Consider the following 20,078-nt stretch of genomic DNA (forward strand, 5'->3'; position numbering starts at 1 on the left):
GGAACCGATCACCACTCAAGGACGATTTCACTGCTGAAGCTGCGCTCTGCCCCACTCACCGGATCAATGAACCGCACGCCTTGAGCCAGCAACTTGAGCGGATTGGCATAGTCATCCTCGGCGTCCTTGATGACATCGGGATAGAACGGATCATTACAGATACTCGCCCCCAGCGCGGTCATGTGCACCCGCAGCTGATGCTTCTTGCCGGTCACCGGAAACAGGCCGTAGCGCCATAGGCCAGCGTTTTTTTCGCGAACCTCCACCGCTGTTTCCGTGTTGCTTGCGCCCGGCCCTTCCTGCATGCGGAAAAAGGGCTCGCCATCCACCAAGCGACTTTTGTGGACCAACGGGAACGTCAACCCAGGTAATGCCGGAGCAATGGCTTCGTAGAACTTGTCGATTTGGCGAGTCGGAAACAGTTGCTGATACGCCGAGCGTGTCCGGGGATTGGCAGAAAACAGCACCAACCCCGCCGTGTGGCGATCAATGCGGTGCAGCGGCACCAGCGCCGGGTTGTCCAGGCGACGGATCAAGCGCCGCAGCAAGGTCTGTTCGACATACTCGCCCGCGGGCGTGACGGGCAGGAAATGCGGTTTGTCCGCCACCACCAAATGCTCATCCGCGTACAAAATGCTCTCCTGTACGGGAATCGGCTTCTCATCCGGCACTTCGCGAAAGTAGTGGATGCGCAGGCCTTCCTTGTAGGCCAGATCTGCGGTAATTGGCCGACCATTCCCGTCGAGCACGCGACCACGGGCAATACGATCCAGCCATTGTTCACGGCCAATGGCGCGAAAGTGCCCGCAAAGGCAATCCAGCACCGTCGCCCAAGGGCCAGGCGGCAGATACAAGGTGCTGGCCTGGTTCTGTGAAGCGGAAAAACCGGTATCGGACATGCGAATGCTCAGAGCCTGGAAAGTACGACGAACATTATCCCTCATCAACCCGCGCCAAGCCTGGAAATCTCAAGCCTTGACCAGCTCGGCCTGCCGCAGCCTCGACGCGCTCGCGGCCTCGGTAAACTCCTTGAGCCAACGCAGCACATCCACCGCCTCCCAGCGGCCAGGATCGTACAGCGCGTACAACAAGCCTTGATAGCCGACGACGTCCAGCTGTTTGTGGTAACCGGCGCGCTGGAACAATGCCTCGATTTCCGCAAAGCACGTATTAAAATGCACTTTGTTGAACGGCGTCTTGCCCTCAGTGACCAGGCCATCGAGGCGCAGCTCCTGCACCGCATCTTGCACCACATCGACAGACATGCGATTGACGCTGCTTTTCAATTGTTCGACATTCACCACGGGCGTTCCCTCTCACTCAATCGCTGTACAAACATACAGTAACCGAATAATCAGCAACCCGCCAATGGAATAGCGCTAGCCTAGAAGAAAGGCGACCACTTGCTCGGTGTCGAAGGGCCATCCCAGTTCCGCTCCCGTGTCCACCCGGCGCAGCACGGGAATACGCAGCCCGTAGGCTTCGAACAAGGCTTCGGAATCGGCAATGTCGACCAACTCCACCAGCAGCCCGTGCTCGACCAACGGCATGAGTTCTTCTTCCGCGAGTTCGCAGAGATGGCAACCCAAGGTGGTGAACAGCTGGCATTCAGGAGGCATGATGAACAGACCCAATAGGAACAGGCGTTTATTCTAGGCCGCGGGAAAAACCTCGTCGAGTCAGGACAGACAGCTGATTCAGATCAGCAGGGCCTATCACTCAGTCAGCGATGCTCGTAGCGTTTTGCCGCAGTTCCCAACGGAGATGTCTGTGTTTGCCAACCTGCTGATCATTCTTGCCTCATCCCTGGTGGTCATCGCACTCTTCAGGCGGCTGCAGTTGCCCCCGGTGCTCGGCTATCTGTGCGTGGGCCTGGCCGTTGGCCCCACCGCCCTCGACTGGGTGAATGACAGTGAAGACCTGCCGGACCTCGCCGAGCTGGGCGTGGTGTTCCTGCTGTTCTCCCTGGGCCTGGAGTTTTCCCTGACAAAAATGCTCGCCTTGCGCCGAGTGGTATTTGGCCTGGGCAGTTTGCAAGTGCTGTGTTGTGGATTGTTGCTGGGGGGCTTGCTGATACTGGTGGGGCTAACCCCCACCGCAGCCCTGTTACTGGGGGCCGGGCTGGCATTATCGTCGACTGCGATAGTCAGCAAGGAGCTGACCAGCCTTGGGGAGATATTCAGCAGCCACGGCCAGAATGCAATCGGCGTGCTGTTGTTCCAGGACGTGGTGGCGGTACTGTTGTTGACACTGGTTCCGGTGTTTGCCGGCAGCAGTGATCAAACCTGGTACTGGGCATTGCCGGCCACACTGGGTAAAACCGTGGTGCTGTTTCTGGGCTTACTGTTCGCCAGCCGTTGGTTGTTGCCGCGCCTGTTTCACGAAGTAGCCGCCTCTCATTCGGCAGAACTGTTCGTGCTGCTCGCCCTAGTCATCGTGCTGCTTACGGCGTGGCTGACGCACCTGCTGGGGCTGTCTCCTGCCCTCGGCGCCTTCCTGGCCGGGATGTTATTGGGAGAAAGCCATTATCGGCACCAGATCGAAGCGGATATCCGTCCGTTTCGAGACATTCTGCTGGGACTGTTTTTTGTCAGTATCGGCATGCTGATCGACTTGCAACTATTCGTCAGCCACAGCCTGCAGATTCTCGGGCTGACCCTCGCCCTGATGCTGATCAAGGGCGGCATCGTGGCCCTGCTGGTCAAGCTGCGGGGCAGCGACAGTGAAACCGCCTGGCGCAGCGGCCTGGCGTTGGCGCAAGGAGGTGAGTTCTGCTTCGCGCTGATGGCACAGATGCAGTTGAGCAATCTGCTGCCCACCGAATACAGCGGCTTGCTGCTGGCGGCGACCTTTTGCTCGATGCTGCTGACGCCGTTGCTGCTCCGGGCCGCTCCGGGCATCGCCCTGCGCCTGCACCGCAACCCCAACCAACAAGTCCGGCTGGAAGAAATCACCGCCCTCAACGCCGAACTGCAAGGGCATGTGCTGATCTGCGGCTATGGCCGGGTCGGCCAATCCATCGGACGTTTCCTGCGCAGCGAACAACATGCGTTCATCGCCCTAGACGACGACCCGGAGCGCGTCCAGGAAGCCACCACCGAAGAAAGCAGCGTGCATTATGGTGATTGTCGTCGCGGCGCGCTGCTCAGTGCAGTTGGCCTTGAGCGCGCGCGACTGGTGGTAATCGCCGTGGACAACACGGACGTTGCGCTGGCCATCCTCAAGGAAGCGCGACGGCTCAACCACAAGGTGCCGATCCTGGTACGCACCCGCGACGACAGTCAACTGACGGCACTGAAAGCCGCCGGAGCCAGCGAAGTAGTGCCCGAGCTGCTGGAGTCGAGCCTGATGCTCGCCTCGCATGCACTGATCATGCTGGGACTGCCGGACCAGCAGGTGCGGGACCGCGTCGACGAAGTACGGCACAACCGCTACAGCCTGCTTCACGGTTTCTATCGCAAGAGCAACGCCGACCGAGATCCCCCCATTAATCCTGACTGACAGCGCCAATCTGGTGGATCGACAAGTTCGCGCCGTAGTACTCCTCTTCCTGAGGCAAGCGCAGGTCGCTGAGGATTTTCGACAGCGCATTGACTTGGTTTTTCTGCCTGATGGTGCCGACCTCGAGAAACGCGAAGCCGGCGTGCAAGGCCAAAACCATCACCGCGCCGAACCGTATGAATAAGGTATTGGAGCTATGGACCAGTATGTCCAGCGCGCTTTGCACACTGCCCATGGAAGCTGGCAGGCCTGCAGTTCAGGAAAAGCACCCAATCAGTTCATTGCCAACGGTCGCGCACTAAATGGCACCTGACGTTTGATCCTCGTCAAAGAACATGAACCGCTTTAGCGCAGCGGCGCTTGGAAAAGACAATGACTGCCGGGTTTTTCCACGGGTTTTAGTTATTTAGGGTAAGGTTTTTTAGGCCTTGGCCGAAACCGCTCGGATTCAGCGCACGTTCAGGGTTTGCGCAGCAAGGCATAGCAATATGCTGTACCAGACGATTGCAGTGAACCTTCACCGATGCCGGTGACTCGAAACAAAACCATTGAAAAAATACCCACCAGCCACTCATGGAGATAATCATGGCTAGCGAAACGGCAAAGACGGCTCAAGAAATATTGATGGAAGATTTCCAGACCCTCGTCAGCGATACCGAGAAGCTGCTGGACGATACAGCGGTACTGGCGGGTGACCAGGCAGATGAACTACGTTCAAAAATTCACGATAGCCTGCTCAAGGCCCGCGAGACCCTGAAACTGACCGAAGACTCCTTGCGCGAGCGCGGCAAGGCAGCGGTCACCGCCACTGAAGATTATGTCCAGGCCAATCCTTGGCAGGCCGTCGGCATCGCTGCCGGCGTCGGGTTTCTGATTGGCCTGCTGGCCACAAGGCGCTAATCATGGCTATCGGCGAATCCGGCTCGTCCACGGGCCCAAGCTCTTCCTCACGGCGCCTGGGTGCAGCGGTTCTGGGCTTGCTGCACAGTCATGTCGAATTGTTCGGCATCGAGCTGCAGGAACAGAAAGCACGTACCGTCAGCCTGCTGCTATTTGCCGGCCTGGCTTTGGTGTTTGCCCTTCTGTTACTGGTGGGCTTGTCGGCACTGGTAATGATCCTGGTATGGGACACCCATCGCCTGGCAGGGATTATCAGTCTCTGTGTCTTCTATGTACTGGCCGCAGCGTTTTGTGGAGTGCGCTTGAAGGCTGCGGTGTTTGATGAATCCACACCTTTCCACGCCACACTCGAAGAGTTGGCCAATGATCGGGAGCGCCTGCTGCCATGAGCCGGACTGAACTGCCGCAGACCAACTCCCGACGCGAAATGCGCAAGGCGTTGATTCGCTTGCGCATGGAAATGCACCGCCAGGAAATTCGCCACGAGTCCCAGCAACTGCTGCTACCGCTGCAAAAGGTGCGCAATATGGGCCAGAGTTGGCAAGACGGCTTCGGCCTCAAGCATGCGCCGCTGTGGGGCGTGGCGGCCGTGACCGTGCTGGGGTTTCTCACCGGCAAAGGGGCCAAGGGTGGCAGTCTGAGCACCATGACTCGCTTGGTACGACTCAGTGCCGGCCTCATTCCCTTGATCAAATTGGCCATGCAGGGCGCCGGTCGCAAGCGCTGACCGACGCTGGCTACATCGCTGCAGGCGCATCAGGCCCGGCTTCTCTCGCGAGGAAAGCCGGGCTTTCTTTATGCCGCTCCCACAGGAGTTTGGCTTAACTGACTGGCATTAGTCGTGGCGGCGCTATTTTTATCAGCCGTTGGCCGAAGGCCGGGACGAACCCACCTGCGTCTTTCCAGCCCCTACCGCCACGTGGCGCCCCATCACTACCGCCATCCAGCAGGGCAATTCTTCGACAACGGTCAGCGTTTGCTGTTAATCGTTATTGATGCCACTGGCGTGTAGTTTTTCGCTTGCTCCCGGCGGGCCGAACCGGGAAGCTGGTGGGCGTCATTCACCGCACGGAGAAACCACGCTTTGGATTGGCCCACCCTGCTCACCCGCGAACGCCTTGGAAAATCCCTGCATAGCCCGGAAGAACTGGGTCGCAGCCCCTTTCATAAAGACCATGACCGGATCATTTTCTCTGGAGCCTTCCGCCGCTTGGGCCGCAAGACCCAGGTCCACCCGGTCACGAGCAACGACCATATTCATACCAGGCTGACTCATTCCCTGGAGGTCAGTTGCGTCGGTCGCTCGCTGGGCATGCGTGTCGGCGAAACAATTCGCAGCGCCCTGCCCGACTGGTGCGACCCCAGCGACCTGGGCATGGTGGTGCATTCTGCCTGCCTGGCGCACGACATCGGCAATCCACCGTTCGGCCACTCCGGTGAAGACGCGATTCGCCACTGGTTCCAGCAGGCAGCGGGTCGCGGCTGGCTGGATGACATGAGCAGCGCCGAGCGCAATGACTTCCTCAATTTCGAAGGCAATGCCCAAGGCTTCCGGGTGCTGACGCAGTTGGAGTACCACCAGTTCGACGGTGGCACCCGCCTGACCTACGCGACACTCGGGACGTACCTGAAATATCCCTGGAGCGCTCGCCATGCCGATTCACTGGGCTACAAGAAACACAAGTTCGGCTGCTACCAGAGCGAGCTGCCGATCCTTGAGCAAATCGCCCAGAAACTAGGTCTGCCGCAACTCGAAGAGCAACGCTGGGCGCGCCATCCGCTGGTCTACTTGATGGAGGCCGCCGATGATATTTGCTACGCCTTGATCGATCTGGAAGACGGCCTTGAGATGGATCTGCTGGAATACGCCGAAGTCGAATCGCTGCTGTTGAATCTGGTGGGCGATGATTTGCCAGAGACATATCGGCAACTGGGCCCGCAGGACTCCCGGCGACGCAAGCTGGCGATCCTGCGTGGCAAGGCCATCGAGCATTTGACCAACGCCGCGGCACGGGCCTTCGTCGAACAGCAGTCAGCGTTGCTGGCCGGCACCCTGCAAGGTGACCTGGTGGAACATATGCATGGCCCCGCCAAACGTTGCGTACTCAATGCCAAGGACATGGCGCGCAAGAAGATCTTCCAGGACAAACGTAAGACGCTGCATGAAATTGGCGCCTACACCACCCTGGAAATTCTCCTGAATGCCTTCTGTGGAGCTGCACTGGAGCAACATGGCGGCCGCACGCCATCCTTCAAGAACAGAAGAATCCTCGACTTATTGGGCAACAGCGCTCCGCATCCGGACTGGTCGATGCATCGCTCATTCCTGCGCATGATTGATTTCATCGCGGGCATGACCGACAGCTATGCCAGCGAGATGGCGCGCGAGATGACCGGGCGTTCCAGCCCCCAATAAATTGCTGCCCTGCCAGATTGTCCTGGCAGGGCATTCATGCCAAAGAAACTGCCTACGTTGGGACCAGAGCAAACTGATCGCTGCGCCCCAAACCTTCAGTGAATAATCCCCGAAATCTCATCTGCTATAGCGTGCAGATCCTACATACCTACAGCTCAACACGAGATCGGCGACCAACTGACAGGCCGTACCGATACAAGACTTGCCTGGAGCCACTCCAGCATGAGCGACTCCTACGGAACTTCCTATGCTCGAACAACAGCTGCGCATCCTGCTAGTGGAGGATCATCCCTTCCAACTTCTGGCGATCCAAAGCCTGCTCAACAGTTTTGGATTCAATCAATTGACGCCCACTGAAAATGCAGAACAGGCGATCAAGTTGATGGCACACACCGAAATACCATTCGACGTCATGATCTGCGATCAATGCCTGCCTGACCTAACCGGACTTGAGCTGATAGAAATAGCCAACCGCGCGGGTTTTATCAAACGCGCCATATTGTTAAGCGGGCTCCCCGTCATCGAACTGGAAAGCCTGAAAACCCAGGCAGTAAAACGTAACATCCCGTTGCTCGGCTATCTGGCTAAACCTCTGAATAAAGAAGCGTGGATCACGATCATTGGTAACTCCGGGCTTGCATCGAATCAAAAGCTGCGTTCTGCCACCCCTCATTAATCCGACCTGAAGGGTCAGCGCAAGCCAACTCCATTTTAGATACTATACGTAGGACATTAAACGTAAGTTCCTACGAAATATCGCATTTGTAAGACCGCTGTACGCTCCACTTAAACGTCATAACCTTTCACCCAGAAAACTCTTACACAACAGCTAAGAACGCCTTAGCGGAATGTAGTCCAGCGCCTTATTTTGCGTGGGATTTTTCCTCTTTTGTGCCTGCCCAGCCATCCCTTCATGCTCCTGCCCTACCTTCTGGGCTAATGTGCGCGCTTATTTGCATTTGCCTGGAATTGGATTATGAACTCAGTTTTTATTATCGATGATCATCCTGTTATTCGACTTGCCATACGAATGTTACTCGAACACGAAGGTTACAAAGTAGTTGGTGAAACCGACAATGGTTGCGACGCAATACAGATGGTTCGCGAATGCCTTCCAGACCTTATAATTCTTGACATCAGCATTCCTAAACTCGACGGACTGGAGGTCCTTTGCAGGTTCAATGCAATGAGTACTCCGATGAAAACCCTGATTCTTACAGCCCAGTCTCCGACACTCTTCGCTACACGTTGCATGCGATCAGGCGCCGATGGCTATGTGTGTAAAGAGGGTGATCTGAGTGAACTTATAAGCGCCATAAGGGCTGTGCTATCCGGATACAATTACTTTCCCAGCCAGGCCTTGAACGCCAGTAATGCTGAAGAGGGTAGCAACGAAGAGCTTGAACTTTTCAAATCCGTCAACGATCGGGAACTAATGGTTTTGCAGCTTTTTGCACAAGGGCGTACAAACAAGGAAATCGCCAAAGGTATGTTCCTCAGTAACAAAACCGTCAGCACCTACAAAAAGAGACTCATGCAAAAACTCAAAGCCAAATCCTTGGTAGAACTTATCGAGATGGCAAAACGCAACGCGTTAGTGTGAGAAACAGGATGCCAAGGCGCTTAAAGGACTATTTAATCATATTAAGTTTCGGGCTGTGCCTGAGTACCTCAGTGTCAGCCACTCACGCCGATCCGGAACGTTATTCGCTACTGAGCCGTACCAGTAGTATTCCGCGGACTGCGGCACTGAACAAAACACAGCGTGAATGGCTGCAAAACAAACGCGAGCTCGTGCTGGGGACCTCGGCACCCGACTACGCCCCTTTCGACGTGACCGTCAGCGGACGCGACTATGAAGGCATCACAGCCGATTACGCCGGCATCCTCGCCAAGACCCTCGCCCTGCCCATCAGCGTGCTGCGCTACCCGTCGAGGGAAGCCGCGATCGAGGCACTGGAAGCAGGGGAAATCGACCTGCTGGGCACTGCCAACGGCTTTGAAGCAAAAAATTCCGCTATTGTCCTGTCTCAGCCCTACGCTATAGACCAGCCGGTACTGGTCACTCGAGAGGGAGAAAACCCTCCACTCAATGACGGGCTGGCTGGTATGCGACTAAGCCTTGTCTACCATTACTTGCCCTTGGCGGAAGTCGAAGCGCTCTATCCAGAGGCCATTATCCAGACTTACCAGTCCTACCAGAACGCGCTGAATGCCGTGGCGTTCGACAAGGCCGATGTATTTCTCGGCGATACCATTTCCACTCACTACATGATCAACAAGGGCTATCTGAAAAATATCCGGATGGCGAATTTCGGCGAGCATGAAGCGTATGGCTTCAGCTTTGCCGTGCACCACGATCAGCAAATCCTGCTCAGCATCATCAACTCGATTCTCGCCGCCGTCACCACCCATGAGCGGGAACGCATCTCCAAGCGCTGGAGCGCTGGCAGCGACATTTTGTTGACCGATCAGAAGTTGCAACTGAGCGTGCGAGAGGAGCGCTGGCTCAAGCAACACCCCGTAGTGAAGGTGGTGATCAACGAGACCTTCGCACCACTGACCTTTCTTGACTCGGAGGGCCGATTGCGCGGCATCACCGCTGACCTGCTGGAGCTGATCCGTTTGCGTACAGGTCTGCGCTTCGAGGTTCACAATACCCGCAGCGTCAACGAAATGATCCAGCAAATTGAAACCGGCAGGGCAGATATCATCGCGGCAATACTCCCTAGCCCAGAACGAGAGAGCAGGCTGAACTTCAGCCGTCCCTACCTGGAAAACTCCTATGTCCTGCTGACACGCAAGGAACCTGGTGCGCCCTCCAGCCTGGAGCAGTTGGCAGGCAAGCATCTCGCGGTCACCGAGGGCAATCCCGTGGTGAGCTATCTGCGGCGCGAGTTTCCGCAGATTATCCTGCAGGAAGTCAGCGACACCTTCAAGGCAACGGAAATGTTGGCCCAGGAGCAAGTGGAAGGTGCGGTCAATTCTCTGGTGGTCGCCAACTACTTCCTCTCCTCGCACGTATTCAAGAACAATTTGCAGATAAGCTCGAGTATTGGCACTGAACTCGCTTCCTTTTCATTGGCGACCTCGCGCGGTGCCACCGAACTGAACTCGATCCTCGACAAGGCGCTCCTGAGCATCGCCCCCGATGAACTGGGGGTCATCAACAGCCGCTGGCGCGGTTACACGGAGGTGTCCGACAGTTACTGGCGCAACTACCACCGCTTGATTATCCAGATCATCACGGGTATCGGACTGCTGTTGCTGACATCTTTAGCCTGGAATGCCTACATGCGCAGGCAGATCAAGCAACGCCAGATGGCTGAGCGCGCGCTCAACGACCAATATGAATTCATGCGCGCCCTGGTCAATGAAACGCCCCACCCGATCTACGTACGTGACCGCGATGGCTTGCTCCAGATCTGCAATGACAGCTACCTGCAGGTTTTCGACGTCAAGCGTGAGGAGGTCATTGGTAAATGCATCACTCAGATGGGCCTCGACATTGATTCGGAAGCCAAGCAATACCAAGCCGATTATCAGCGGGTGGTGAGCGAAGGCAGCTCACTGATCCTTGATCGCCCCTTGCACATCCATGGGCAGAAGTTGACGATTTATCACTGGATATTGCCGTACCGTAACTCAGTCGGCGAAGTCCAGGGCGTTATCGGCGGCTGGATCGATATCAGTGAACGACGTCAATTGTTCGATGAACTGCGCGCCGCCAAGGATCGCGCGGATGAAGCCAATCGCGCCAAAAGCACGTTCCTGGCAACCATGAGCCACGAGATTCGCACGCCGATGAACGCGGTCATCGGGATGCTTGAGCTGACACTCAAGCGCGCCGATCATGGGGGGCTGGATCGCCCGGCGATCGAAGTTGCCTACAACTCTGCCAAAGACCTGCTGGAGTTGATCGGCGATATCCTGGATATCGCCCGGATCGAATCCGGTCGCTTGAGCCTGGCACCGGAACGCGTCAACCTGCGAGAAATGATCGAGTCGGTGATACGCGTCTTCGATGGCCTGGCGCGCCAGAAAAGCCTGCAGTTGCTATTGGAGTTCAATTCCGGCGTCAGCGAAAACGACGTGCAGATCGATCCCCTGCGCTTCAAGCAGATTCTGTCGAACCTGGTGAGTAATGCCATCAAGTTCACCGAGCAGGGTGAAGTGAAGATCAAGGTGGACGTCCAACCCACCCTCCAACCGCAACAAATCGAGATGAGGCTGGTAGTCGAAGACACGGGAATCGGCATCAGCCGGCGTGATCAGCAACGGTTGTTCGAACCGTTCTCCCAAGCCGACAACTCTGGGCACCTGGCCAGAAGCGGTGCGGGCCTGGGGTTGGTAATCTGTCGCAGCCTGTGCGAAATGATGGGCGGGCGATTGACACTGAGCAGTGTGCCCAGCGTCGGCACCGAGGTCTTTGTCTCACTCAAGTTGACCAGTCTGCCGCCCGCACAGCCTTTGATCGAACTCAAGCCCGCGGCCCCGAATGCGGCCGCCGTACTCAGCGTACTGGTGGTGGACGACCACCCCGCTAATCGTTTACTCATGTGCCAGCAACTGGGCTTCCTGGGTCATCAGTTTACCGCCGTCCAGCATGGCGCAGCAGGTTTCCAAGCGTGGCGCCAGGCGCATTTCGACCTGATCATCGCCGACTGCAACATGCCTATCATGAACGGCTATGAGTTGGCCCGCTCGATTCGCGAACATGAACAACGGGAAAACCTCGCGCCTTGTATCATCCTGGGCTTTACCGCCAATGCCCAACCCGAAGAACGGCAGCGCTGCAAAGAAGCCGGCATGAATGACTGTCTGTTCAAGCCCATCAGCCTCACGATGCTGGAGCGCCACCTGGCCGAAATTACCCCCAAGCCGCCCGGTGAACTCTTTGAGCTGGGTAACCTGAATGCCCTCACCGGCGGTGACCCCATATTAAGCCAGCGTCTGCTGGGGGAATTGCTCAGAAGCAGCCGCCATGACCGCGAAGAGCTGATGACACTTCTGGCGCAAGGCACGCGCCAAGACCTCATTAACCAGGCCCACAAAATCAAGGGCGCGGCCAGAATCGTCCAGGCCCGGACCTTGGCGGAGCAATGCGAAGCCCTGGAACAGGCTGGCGAAGGTGTCGACCAACCGCACATCGACACGTGGGTCAAGGCTATCGAAAGAACCATGCTGGAGCTGGAACGTCTCCTGAAAATGCAACTCGACCGGCCATCGTCTCACTGACGAGCGTCAGTTTTTCATCCGGGCGCCCGAATATCAGGCGCTCGTATACGCCAGATCCGCTCAGCAGTCGGTCAAGCGCAGGAAAATCGCTGACAGTTGCTCGATACCGGTTTGATCTTCGAGGGTAAAACGCGCCAGTTCTGGGCTGTCGAGGTCCAGCACGCCAATCAACTTCCCATCCTTGATCAAAGGGACAACCAGTTCGCTGTTGGAGGCGCTGTCACATGCGATGTGCCCGGCAAAGGCATGAACATCTTCCACCCGCTGGGTTTGCCGTGTGGCCGCGGCAGCCCCACAGACACCCCGGCCAAACGGAATTCGCACGCAGGCGATCTGTCCCTGGAAAGGCCCGAGGACCAGCTCTTCGTCACGATTGAGATAGAAGCCCGCCCAGTTCAAATCCTCGAGTTGATTAAACAGGAACGCGGAAAACTGCGCCGCATTGGCAATGAAGTCCCGCTCATCCGCCAACAAGGACTCAAGTTGCGCACACAGCATTGCGTACCCGTCAAGGCCAGTACCGGCCTGCTGTAAATCGATCATGCTTGACGCTCCAGGAGTTTCAGACCTACCCAATAACGGGCGAACTGATAGGCACAGCGGCCGTTTCGGTTACCGCGCCCCGTGGCCCAGCGCACCGCAAGAATGTCCAGCTCTTCATCCCATTGCCATTGCAGACCGGACTTGCTCGCCAACTCGCCGATCCAATGCTCGACCACATCCAGGAAATGCTCCTGACTGAACGGATAAAACGACAGCCACAGCCCAAAACGATCGGACAAGGCAATCTTGTCTTCCACGGCTTCATTGGGATGCAGCTCGCCATCGACTCTCTTCCAATTCTCATTGTCGCTCTGGTTTTCCGGGACCAGGTGGCGGCGGTTGGACGTGGCGTACAGCAAGACGTTTTCCGGCGCCTGTTCCAGGGAGCCATCCAGCACGCTCTTGAGGACCCGGTAATCGCTTTCACCCGCTTCAAAGGACAAATCATCGCAAAACAGCACGAAGCGTTGTGGCAACTTGACCAGTTGCTCCACCACCCTTGGCAGGTCCGCCAGGTGATCGCGTTCGATCTCAATCAGCCGTAGACCGGCCTTGGCGTGCTGAGCCAACAAAGCCCGCACCAGAGAGGATTTGCCGGTCCCCCGCGCGCCCCAGAGCAATGCGTGGTTGGCCGGCAAACCGTCGAGAAACTGTTGGGTATTGCGCGCCAGTTGTTCGCGCTGCTTGTCCACGCCGATCAAATCCGACAGGCGCATATCCAGGCTGACTTCCAGCGGCAACAAGAATCCGCTGCGACCTTCGCGCTGCCAGCGGGCAGCCAAACATTGGTCCCAGTCAATGACTTGGCGAGGGGCTGGCAATAAAGGCTCCAGACGAGCAAGCACCGCATCGGCCCGCTCAAGAAAGGCATTCAATCGAGAATCCACGACTATTCCTCTGGCAAGTTTTTGTAAAAGATGGCGTATTGGCAACCTGACGCAGCCCGCGGGCTGCACCTGAATAAATCGATTCATGCCGGGCAAGGTCGATCTTGTGAATGTTCAGCTATGATTGCCGGGCGAAGGGAAACGTAAAGTGGTTCAGCACTCGATGGATATCAAGTTCTCCCACCGCTTGTCTTATAGGCAAGCCAGACTGACTGTGCTGGTCGGTTTCGTATTGGGAACCTTGCTCAGCCTGATCCAGATCGGCATTGATTATGCCAGCGAAGACGCCTCCATCAACCGTGAAATACACTCGCTGATAGAAATCAGCCATAACCCGGCTTCGCGCATTGCCTACAACATCGACGCCGAACTGGCCCAGGAGCTGACGCGAGGCCTGCTGCACTCCCCCGCCATCATCCGGGCGCAATTGATCGACAACAACGGGATGGTACTGGCGGACGTTGACCGGCCGCGCAAGGAAAGCAGCTACCGGCCCCTCAGCGATTTTATGTTCGGTGCCAATCGCCAGTTCGAAGACCGGCTGTATCTCACGCATATGCCTAGCGAGTCCCTGGGGGTCTTGCGCCTGGATGTCGACACTTACACGTTCGGAAACCGTTTCCTGCACCGCGCCGTGATCACCCTGCTCAACGGCTTTGCCCGCAGCCTGATCCTGACAGGTCTTCTGCTGGGGCTGTTCTACGTGATGCTGACGCAGCCCCTGGTGCGGATTATCCGCGAACTGAGCACCCATGACACCCGCAACGCTTCCAGCAAGCGCCTGAAGTGCCCGCCGGGCCACGAACACGACGAAATCGGCGTACTGGTCAACGTCGCCAACCAGCAATTTGAAAACATGGAAACCGAAATCCAGCAACGGCGCCACGCCGAGGATCGCCTGACCGAGTATCTCGGGCAACTGGAGGACATTGTTTCAGCGCGGACGACCGAGCTCAAGGCGAGCAACCTTCAATTGAGCCAATCCAACCAAGAGTTGGAAGCTGCGAAGATGACAGCCCTCGGCATGGCCCAGTCACGGGCCGCCTTCCTGGCCAACATGAGTCACGAAATCCGCACCCCGCTCAATGGTTTGCTGGGGATGATCGCCCTTTCCCTGGACAGCCCGCTGAATGCCGAGCAGCGTCAACAACTGTCCATCGCCCACGACTCCGGCAAAGTGCTGGTGGAACTGCTCAACGATATTCTCGACTTGTCCAAGTTCGATGCCGGTCAGTTGGAGCTGGAGAGCATTCCGTTCGACCTTGGCTCACTGGTCGAGGACACCGCCAATCTGCTTTCGCAAAACGCGGCACCCAGTGTCGAGCTGACGTGCCTGATCGAACCGCAGTTTCCCGCCCAAATCATCGGCGATCCGACCCGAGTCCGGCAGATCATCAGTAACTTGCTGTCGAATGCCTTGAAATTCACCCGCTTCGGCCGGGTCGATGTGCGCGTCGGCATGCATGAGGGTGATGTGCGCATCGAGGTATGCGACACCGGCATCGGCATTGCGCAGGAGGCTCAGGTGAAGATATTTCAACCCTTCACTCAGGCCGGCGCCGGCATTACACGCCAGTTTGGTGGGACAGGCTTGGGGCTGGCGCTGACTCACAACCTCTGCGAAGCCATGTCCGGCCGCCTGAGCATCAGCTCGGAGGCGGGATTTGGCAGCCAGTTCTGCGCCGATCTGCCATTGTCCGCTCATACGCCAGCCGTCGACCTGGCTCCTCTGGCGGGTGACGTGATAGTGATTACCGGAGCCAGCAGCGGCCTTGCGGAATTACTCAACACACTGCTGCCCGGTTGGGGCTTGACGCCGCGTTGCTACACCCTCGACGACAATTTGTACGGGCTCGCTCCCGATCTGCTGATCACTGACTGCCCTGAGTGCCTGTTCAATCTGCGGCCAGCCATCAAGGCACCGATTCTGCTGGTCACTGCCTACGGTAACTTCATGCCCAGCGCAGAGGTGGCCGCCTTCGCCCCCTTACAGCAGCAGGCACGTCCGCTGAGCCGCACTGCGCTGTACCAGATTTTGCAGCGAACCTTGCGCATCGGCGCCGACACGGCACTGGATTTCGTCCAACTGGAAAGCGCTCCCCTGGCTTTCCGCGCGCGAATCCTGCTGGTGGAGGACAACCCAGTCAATCAACTGGTGGCCAAGGGCATGCTGGGCAAGCTCGGCTGCGAGGTGATTGTGGCGGCCCACGGCGGCGAAGCGCTGAAGCTGTTGGAGGAGCACCGCTTCGACATGGTGTTGATGGACTGCAACATGCCGGTGATGGATGGCTACGAGGCGAGCCGGCAAATTCGCCGCAGCGGACGCTGGCCCGAGCTGCCGATTGTCGCGCTGACCGCCAATGCTCTGTCCGAAGAACGGGAGCGTTGCCGGGCAGCGGGGATGAACGACTATCTGGCCAAGCCTTTTCGCCGGGAAGAACTCAACGCCCTGCTCGACCTGTGGGTACCGATTACGACAAGTCTCTGAGTTGCGTGAGCAATTGATCCAGGCCACGGCGCAAAACCTCGGCCTGACTCAGGTCGACGCCACTCTCACACAACAGGCGCGCCTTCAACGGCTGGACACGTTCACGCAGCGCCATACCCGCTTCGGCAAGGCTGAGATGCACCTCGCGCTCATCGCTGGCACTGCGCCGCCGCTTGATCAAGGCCAATTGCTCAAGCCGCTTGAGCAGCGGCGTGAGCGTACCGGAATCCAGCAGCAAGCGTTCTCCCAGGGCCTTGACCGTGGGCTGTGGCATTGCTGTCTCCTGCCATTGCCACAACACCAGCATCACTAGGTATTGCGGGTAAGTCAGGCCCAACTGTTCCAGCATCGGTTTATACGCACGCGTTACCGCCCGCGAAGCGGCGTACAGTTTGAAGCACAACTGGTTGTCGAGGCTCAGGGAATCAGCGCTCAGGTCGTTCATTTGAGCAGTGCTTCGATCTCTTGGGTCAGCTCCCGGGGTTTGGTGGTCGGCGCAAAACGCTTGACCACCTGACCATCACGGCCAATCAGGAACTTGGTGAAATTCCACTTGATGCTCTTGGACCCGAGTACACCCGGCGCGCGTTGTTTCAACTGCACAAACAACGGGTGAGCCGCGTCACCGTTGACGTCGATCTTTTTAAACAGCGGAAAGCTCACACCAAAATTCAACTCGCAGAACTCGGAAATAGCCCCTTCGTTGCCTGGCTCCTGCTTGCCAAACTGATTGCAGGGAAAACCCAGCACCACCAGGCCTCGGTCCTTGTATTGCTGCCAGAGCTGTTCCAGGCCGTTGTACTGCGGGGTGAAACCGCATTTGCTGGCGGTATTGACCACGAGAATGGCCTTACCGGCGAAATCCGCCAAGGTCTTTTCCTCGCCCTTGATGGTGGTACACGCAATGCTCAGCAGGTTGTCGCTCATGATGACGTCTCGCAAGAGTGAACAGGCGCAAAACATAGCGCTCAATTAAATTGCATACAATTTAATTGAGCGCACTTATGGCACGGCATAACCCACGGCAGGAGCGGATTGACGCACCCCTGCGCAACGCGATGGATTAACGCGGAACCAAATCCAGGCACACCGAATTGATGCAATAACGCAACCCCGTCGGCGGCGGACCATCCGGGAATACATGGCCCAGATGCGCATCGCACTTGCCACAGGTGACCTCGGTGCGGATCATGCCGTGGCTGACGTCGCGAATCTCGATCATCGCATTGTCGGCAATCGGCGCGTAGAAACTGGGCCAGCCACAGCCGGCATCAAACTTGGTCTGTGAATCGAATAACGGTTCATGGCAGCAGATGCAGTGATAAACACCATCGGTGGTGGTGGCATTGTACTTGCCGGAAAACGGTCGCTCGGTGCCCTTGAGGCGGCACACCTGATACTGCGCCGGGTCGAGCATGTCCTGCCATTCTTGAAGGGTTTTCTGCAACTTTTCCATCGATACACCTCGGCAATTGAAAAAGCCTGATCTGTGTCTTTTCCATGGATCAGGCGGCACGTATGATTGCGCCTCTTCAAACTGCCAGTCTGGCACCCGCGTTATCGGCATTCAAACGTATTTATCGGTCAGGCCAACGCGGGATTCCCGGCACAGTCGTCTTCACACCGTCGGATCGTTCATTTTCAGGATCACATCGCCATGCAGGTCAGCAAATCGAACAAGCTCGCCAACGTCTGCTATGACATTCGCGGCCCAGTGCTCAAGCACGCCAAGCGCCTGGAAGAGGAAGGCCAACGCATCCTCAAGCTGAACATCGGCAACCCGGCACCTTTTGGCTTCGAGGCGCCGGACGAAATTCTGCAGGATGTGATCCGCAACCTGCCTACCGCCCAAGGCTACAGCGACTCCAAGGGTTTGTTCAGCGCACGCAAGGCGGTGATGCAGTACTACCAGCAAAAGCAGGTGGAAGGTGTCGGCATCGAAGACATCTATCTGGGCAACGGTGTTTCCGAGCTGATCGTGATGGCCATGCAGGCCTTGCTCAATAATGGCGATGAAGTGCTGGTACCGGCGCCCGATTATCCGCTCTGGACCGCTGCGGTGTCTCTGGCCGGCGGCCATCCTGTGCATTACCTGTGCGACGAGCAAGCCAACTGGTGGCCGGACCTGGCAGACATCAAGGCCAAGATCACCCCCAACACCAAGGCCCTGGTGATCATCAACCCGAACAACCCCACCGGTGCCGTGTACTCCAGGGAAGTGTTGCTGGGTATGCTTGAACTGGCCCGCCAACACAACCTGGTGGTGTTCTCCGACGAGATCTACGACAAAATCCTGTATGACGACGCAGTGCACATCTGCACCGCCTCCCTGGCACCGGATCTGCTGTGCCTGACCTTCAATGGTTTGTCCAAGTCCTATCGGGTCGCGGGCTTCCGTTCCGGCTGGGTCGCGATCTCCGGCCCCAAGCACAACGCTCAGAGCTATATCGAAGGCATCGATATGCTGGCCAATATGCGCCTGTGCGCCAACGTACCGAGCCAGCACGCGATCCAGACCGCCCTGGGCGGATACCAGAGCATCAACGACCTGGTATTGCCGGCTGGCCGCCTGCTGGAGCAGCGTAACCGCACTTGGGAGCTGCTTAACGACATTCCCGGCGTGAGTTGCGTCAAACCCATGGGTGCGCTGTACGCCTTCCCACGGATTGACCCGAAGGTCTGCCCGATCCACAACGACGAGAAGTTCGTTCTCGATCTGCTGCTGTCGGAAAAACTGCTGGTGGTCCAGGGCACGGCGTTTAACTGGCCATGGCCCGACCACTTCCGCGTGGTGACCTTGCCGCGCGTGGATGACCTGGAGATGGCTATCGGGCGCATTGGCAACTTCCTGAAGTCTTATCGCCAATAACGATATTTCCACTGTACGACCTGCTGAAGGTCGTACAGTGATTATCTGGCAACACATCTCTTCCTGGGCAGCTGCAGGCATCTGCAGAGCGTCACACTCGCCGCCTGACCACGCGCTCCCCCCAACAATCACGGGGCGTAACGACTACCGAACGTGAATATTCATCTTCACACAGGCTCGGAAAAAACCTTCAAGGCTCTACGCTCAGGCTGTAGGACACAGTTTGAAATAGTCGCCCGGTTGAATAGCCCAGTGCCGCACCTTATATACCCCGCAGTACGCGACATATTAAGCATGAGGAGAATTCTACAACCATGATGCGCATCCTGCTGTTCTTGGCCACTAACCTGGCGGTCGTGCTGATTGCCAGCATCACCCTGAGCCTTTTTGGCTTCAACGGGTTCATGGCGGCCAACGGGGTTGATCTGAACCTTAATCAGCTGCTGGTTTTCTGTGCGGTCTTTGGTTTCGCCGGCTCGATTTTCTCGCTGTTCATCTCCAAGTGGATGGCGAAGATGAGCACCAGCACCCAGATCATCACCCAACCGCGCACCCGCCATGAGCAATGGTTGCTGCAGACCGTCGAACAGCTGTCTCGCGAAGCCGGGATCAAGATGCCCGAGGTCGGGATTTTCCCGGCCTACGAGGCCAACGCATTTGCCACTGGCTGGAACAAAAACGATGCGCTTGTTGCCGTCAGCCAAGGCTTGTTGGAGCGTTTCTCGCCCGACGAAGTGAAGGCAGTACTGGCTCACGAAATCGGTCACGTGGCTAACGGTGACATGGTCACCCTGGCGCTGGTGCAAGGCGTGGTGAACACCTTCGTGATGTTCTTCGCGCGGATCATCGGTAACTTCGTCGACAAGGTGATCTTCAAGAACGAAGGCGGCCAGGGTATCGCCTACTACGTGGCGACCATCTTTGCCGAACTGGTTCTGGGCTTCCTCGCCAGCTCCATCGTGATGTGGTTCTCGCGCAAGCGGGAATTCCGCGCCGACGAAGCCGGGGCCCAACTGGCCGGCACCAACGCCATGATCGGCGCACTGCAACGCCTGCGCTCCGAACAGGGCTTGCCGGTGCATATGCCGGACACCCTGAATGCCTTTGGCATCAATGGTGGCGTCAAGCAAGGCCTGGCTCGGATGTTCATGAGCCACCCGCCACTGGAAGAGCGTATCGACGCACTGCGCCGTCGCGGCTGATTCTCGGTGGCAAGGCAAAAAGGGGCGATCCGAT

Annotated in this window: 19 protein-coding genes and 2 pseudogenes; 12 read left to right on the forward strand and 9 right to left on the reverse strand. The window is 57.4% G+C overall.

Features of this window, described 5'->3' with window-relative positions:
• Positions 1-8 precede the first annotated feature (8 nt).
• The 3 genes from BLU75_RS13440 to BLU75_RS13450 form a co-directional block, all read right to left on the reverse strand.
• On the reverse strand, positions 9-899 hold the full coding sequence (locus BLU75_RS13440; protein WP_084378218.1) for a pseudouridine synthase: 891 nt from the start codon (positions 897-899) through the stop codon (positions 9-11).
• A gap of 69 nt (positions 900-968) precedes the next feature.
• Positions 969-1,304 (reverse strand): transcriptional regulator, encoded by a 336-nt coding sequence (locus BLU75_RS13445; protein WP_084378217.1) that lies wholly within the window; start codon positions 1,302-1,304, stop codon positions 969-971.
• A 75-nt stretch (positions 1,305-1,379) separates the two neighbouring features.
• On the reverse strand, positions 1,380-1,619 hold the full coding sequence (locus BLU75_RS13450; protein ID WP_084378273.1) for a glutaredoxin family protein: 240 nt from the start codon (positions 1,617-1,619) through the stop codon (positions 1,380-1,382).
• A gap of 151 nt (positions 1,620-1,770) precedes the next feature.
• Here BLU75_RS13450 and BLU75_RS13455 point away from each other — a divergent pair, with 151 nt between their 5' ends.
• Entirely contained in the window at positions 1,771-3,501 is a 1,731-nt protein-coding gene (locus BLU75_RS13455; protein WP_084378216.1) for a cation:proton antiporter, read from the forward strand.
• Between the two features lie 64 nt (positions 3,502-3,565).
• Here the strand turns inward: BLU75_RS13455 and BLU75_RS13460 are convergent.
• A pseudogene (locus tag BLU75_RS13460) lies at positions 3,566-3,736 on the reverse strand (ammonium transporter); the annotation flags it as partial.
• Between the two features lie 350 nt (positions 3,737-4,086).
• Here BLU75_RS13460 and BLU75_RS13465 point away from each other — a divergent pair.
• The 8 genes and pseudogenes from BLU75_RS13465 (at position 4,087) to BLU75_RS13495 (ending at position 12,055) form a co-directional block, all read left to right on the forward strand.
• Positions 4,087-4,401: an ElaB/YgaM/YqjD family protein gene (locus BLU75_RS13465; RefSeq protein ID WP_084378214.1), complete on the forward strand. Its 315-nt coding sequence runs from the start codon at positions 4,087-4,089 to the stop codon at positions 4,399-4,401.
• Between the two features lie 2 nt (positions 4,402-4,403).
• On the forward strand, positions 4,404-4,790 hold the full coding sequence (locus BLU75_RS13470) for a phage holin family protein (RefSeq protein ID WP_084378213.1): 387 nt from the start codon (positions 4,404-4,406) through the stop codon (positions 4,788-4,790).
• Positions 4,787-5,128 (forward strand): hypothetical protein, encoded by a 342-nt coding sequence (locus BLU75_RS13475; RefSeq protein ID WP_084378212.1) that lies wholly within the window; start codon positions 4,787-4,789, stop codon positions 5,126-5,128. The genes BLU75_RS13470 and BLU75_RS13475 overlap by 4 nt, the downstream gene beginning before the upstream one ends.
• Positions 5,129-5,240: 112 nt before the next feature.
• Positions 5,241-5,413: pseudogene (locus tag BLU75_RS27885) on the forward strand (EAL domain-containing protein); the annotation flags it as partial.
• Between the two features lie 72 nt (positions 5,414-5,485).
• Positions 5,486-6,817, forward strand: a complete 1,332-nt coding sequence (locus BLU75_RS13480) for a deoxyguanosinetriphosphate triphosphohydrolase (protein ID WP_084378211.1) — start codon at positions 5,486-5,488, stop codon at positions 6,815-6,817.
• 247 nt (positions 6,818-7,064) lie between these two features.
• Complete coding sequence (locus BLU75_RS13485) at positions 7,065-7,493, forward strand: response regulator (RefSeq protein WP_084378210.1); 429 nt, start codon at positions 7,065-7,067, stop codon at positions 7,491-7,493.
• A 300-nt stretch (positions 7,494-7,793) separates the two neighbouring features.
• Complete coding sequence (locus tag BLU75_RS13490) at positions 7,794-8,420, forward strand: response regulator transcription factor (protein WP_084378209.1); 627 nt, start codon at positions 7,794-7,796, stop codon at positions 8,418-8,420.
• Positions 8,421-8,428: 8 nt separating this feature from the next.
• A complete protein-coding gene (locus tag BLU75_RS13495; RefSeq protein ID WP_084378208.1) occupies positions 8,429-12,055 on the forward strand; it encodes a transporter substrate-binding domain-containing protein in 3,627 nt (1,208 codons plus the stop codon).
• A gap of 60 nt (positions 12,056-12,115) precedes the next feature.
• Here BLU75_RS13495 and BLU75_RS13500 read toward each other — a convergent pair whose 3' ends face one another.
• A complete protein-coding gene (locus tag BLU75_RS13500) occupies positions 12,116-12,598 on the reverse strand; it encodes a GAF domain-containing protein (RefSeq protein ID WP_084378207.1) in 483 nt (160 codons plus the stop codon).
• A complete protein-coding gene (locus BLU75_RS13505) occupies positions 12,595-13,485 on the reverse strand; it encodes an ATP-binding protein (RefSeq protein WP_084378206.1) in 891 nt (296 codons plus the stop codon). The genes BLU75_RS13500 and BLU75_RS13505 overlap by 4 nt, the downstream gene beginning before the upstream one ends.
• Before the next feature lie 163 nt (positions 13,486-13,648).
• Here BLU75_RS13505 and BLU75_RS13510 point away from each other — a divergent pair, with 163 nt between their 5' ends.
• Entirely contained in the window at positions 13,649-15,973 is a 2,325-nt protein-coding gene (locus BLU75_RS13510) for a hybrid sensor histidine kinase/response regulator (protein ID WP_084378205.1), read from the forward strand.
• On the opposite strand, the gene BLU75_RS13515 is transcribed toward BLU75_RS13510, so the two are convergent.
• From BLU75_RS13515 to msrB, 3 genes are all read right to left on the reverse strand, one after another.
• Complete coding sequence (locus BLU75_RS13515) at positions 15,957-16,418, reverse strand: MarR family winged helix-turn-helix transcriptional regulator (protein WP_084378204.1); 462 nt, start codon at positions 16,416-16,418, stop codon at positions 15,957-15,959. The genes BLU75_RS13510 and BLU75_RS13515 overlap by 17 nt on opposite strands.
• Complete coding sequence (locus BLU75_RS13520; protein ID WP_084378272.1) at positions 16,415-16,900, reverse strand: glutathione peroxidase; 486 nt, start codon at positions 16,898-16,900, stop codon at positions 16,415-16,417. Before BLU75_RS13520 ends, BLU75_RS13515 begins: the two co-directional genes overlap by 4 nt.
• A gap of 136 nt (positions 16,901-17,036) precedes the next feature.
• Positions 17,037-17,429, reverse strand: a complete 393-nt coding sequence (msrB, locus tag BLU75_RS13525) for a peptide-methionine (R)-S-oxide reductase MsrB (protein ID WP_084378203.1) — start codon at positions 17,427-17,429, stop codon at positions 17,037-17,039.
• A 201-nt stretch (positions 17,430-17,630) separates the two neighbouring features.
• Here msrB and BLU75_RS13530 point away from each other — a divergent pair, with 201 nt between their 5' ends.
• Both BLU75_RS13530 and htpX read left to right on the forward strand, forming a co-directional pair.
• A complete protein-coding gene (locus BLU75_RS13530; protein WP_084378202.1) occupies positions 17,631-18,842 on the forward strand; it encodes a pyridoxal phosphate-dependent aminotransferase in 1,212 nt (403 codons plus the stop codon).
• 314 nt (positions 18,843-19,156) lie between these two features.
• Positions 19,157-20,044 (forward strand): protease HtpX, encoded by an 888-nt coding sequence (htpX, locus tag BLU75_RS13535; protein WP_084378201.1) that lies wholly within the window; start codon positions 19,157-19,159, stop codon positions 20,042-20,044.
• Positions 20,045-20,078 lie beyond the last annotated feature (34 nt).

This window comes from Pseudomonas mucidolens (genome assembly GCF_900106045.1).
Taxonomy (GTDB): domain Bacteria; phylum Pseudomonadota; class Gammaproteobacteria; order Pseudomonadales; family Pseudomonadaceae; genus Aquipseudomonas; species Aquipseudomonas mucidolens.

Bases quoted from the DNA above. Each gene is read 5' to 3' on its own strand.
- BLU75_RS13510 (WP_084378205.1), top strand. From the start codon at position 13,649: ATGGATATCAAGTTCTCCCACCGCTTGTCTTATAGGCAAGCCAGACTG.
- BLU75_RS13495 (WP_084378208.1), top strand. From the start codon at position 8,429: ATGCCAAGGCGCTTAAAGGACTATTTAATCATATTAAGTTTCGGGCTG.
- BLU75_RS13440 (WP_084378218.1), bottom strand. From the start codon at position 899: ATGTCCGATACCGGTTTTTCCGCTTCACAGAACCAGGCCAGCACCTTG.
- BLU75_RS13470 (WP_084378213.1), top strand. From the start codon at position 4,404: ATGGCTATCGGCGAATCCGGCTCGTCCACGGGCCCAAGCTCTTCCTCA.
- BLU75_RS13515 (WP_084378204.1), bottom strand. From the start codon at position 16,418: ATGAACGACCTGAGCGCTGATTCCCTGAGCCTCGACAACCAGTTGTGC.
- BLU75_RS13520 (WP_084378272.1), bottom strand. From the start codon at position 16,900: ATGAGCGACAACCTGCTGAGCATTGCGTGTACCACCATCAAGGGCGAG.
- BLU75_RS13465 (WP_084378214.1), top strand. From the start codon at position 4,087: ATGGCTAGCGAAACGGCAAAGACGGCTCAAGAAATATTGATGGAAGAT.
- htpX (WP_084378201.1), top strand. From the start codon at position 19,157: ATGATGCGCATCCTGCTGTTCTTGGCCACTAACCTGGCGGTCGTGCTG.
- msrB (WP_084378203.1), bottom strand. From the start codon at position 17,429: ATGGAAAAGTTGCAGAAAACCCTTCAAGAATGGCAGGACATGCTCGAC.
- BLU75_RS13490 (WP_084378209.1), top strand. From the start codon at position 7,794: ATGAACTCAGTTTTTATTATCGATGATCATCCTGTTATTCGACTTGCC.
- BLU75_RS13450 (WP_084378273.1), bottom strand. From the start codon at position 1,619: ATGCCTCCTGAATGCCAGCTGTTCACCACCTTGGGTTGCCATCTCTGC.
- BLU75_RS13485 (WP_084378210.1), top strand. From the start codon at position 7,065: ATGCTCGAACAACAGCTGCGCATCCTGCTAGTGGAGGATCATCCCTTC.
- BLU75_RS13475 (WP_084378212.1), top strand. From the start codon at position 4,787: ATGAGCCGGACTGAACTGCCGCAGACCAACTCCCGACGCGAAATGCGC.
- BLU75_RS13500 (WP_084378207.1), bottom strand. From the start codon at position 12,598: ATGATCGATTTACAGCAGGCCGGTACTGGCCTTGACGGGTACGCAATG.
- BLU75_RS13530 (WP_084378202.1), top strand. From the start codon at position 17,631: ATGCAGGTCAGCAAATCGAACAAGCTCGCCAACGTCTGCTATGACATT.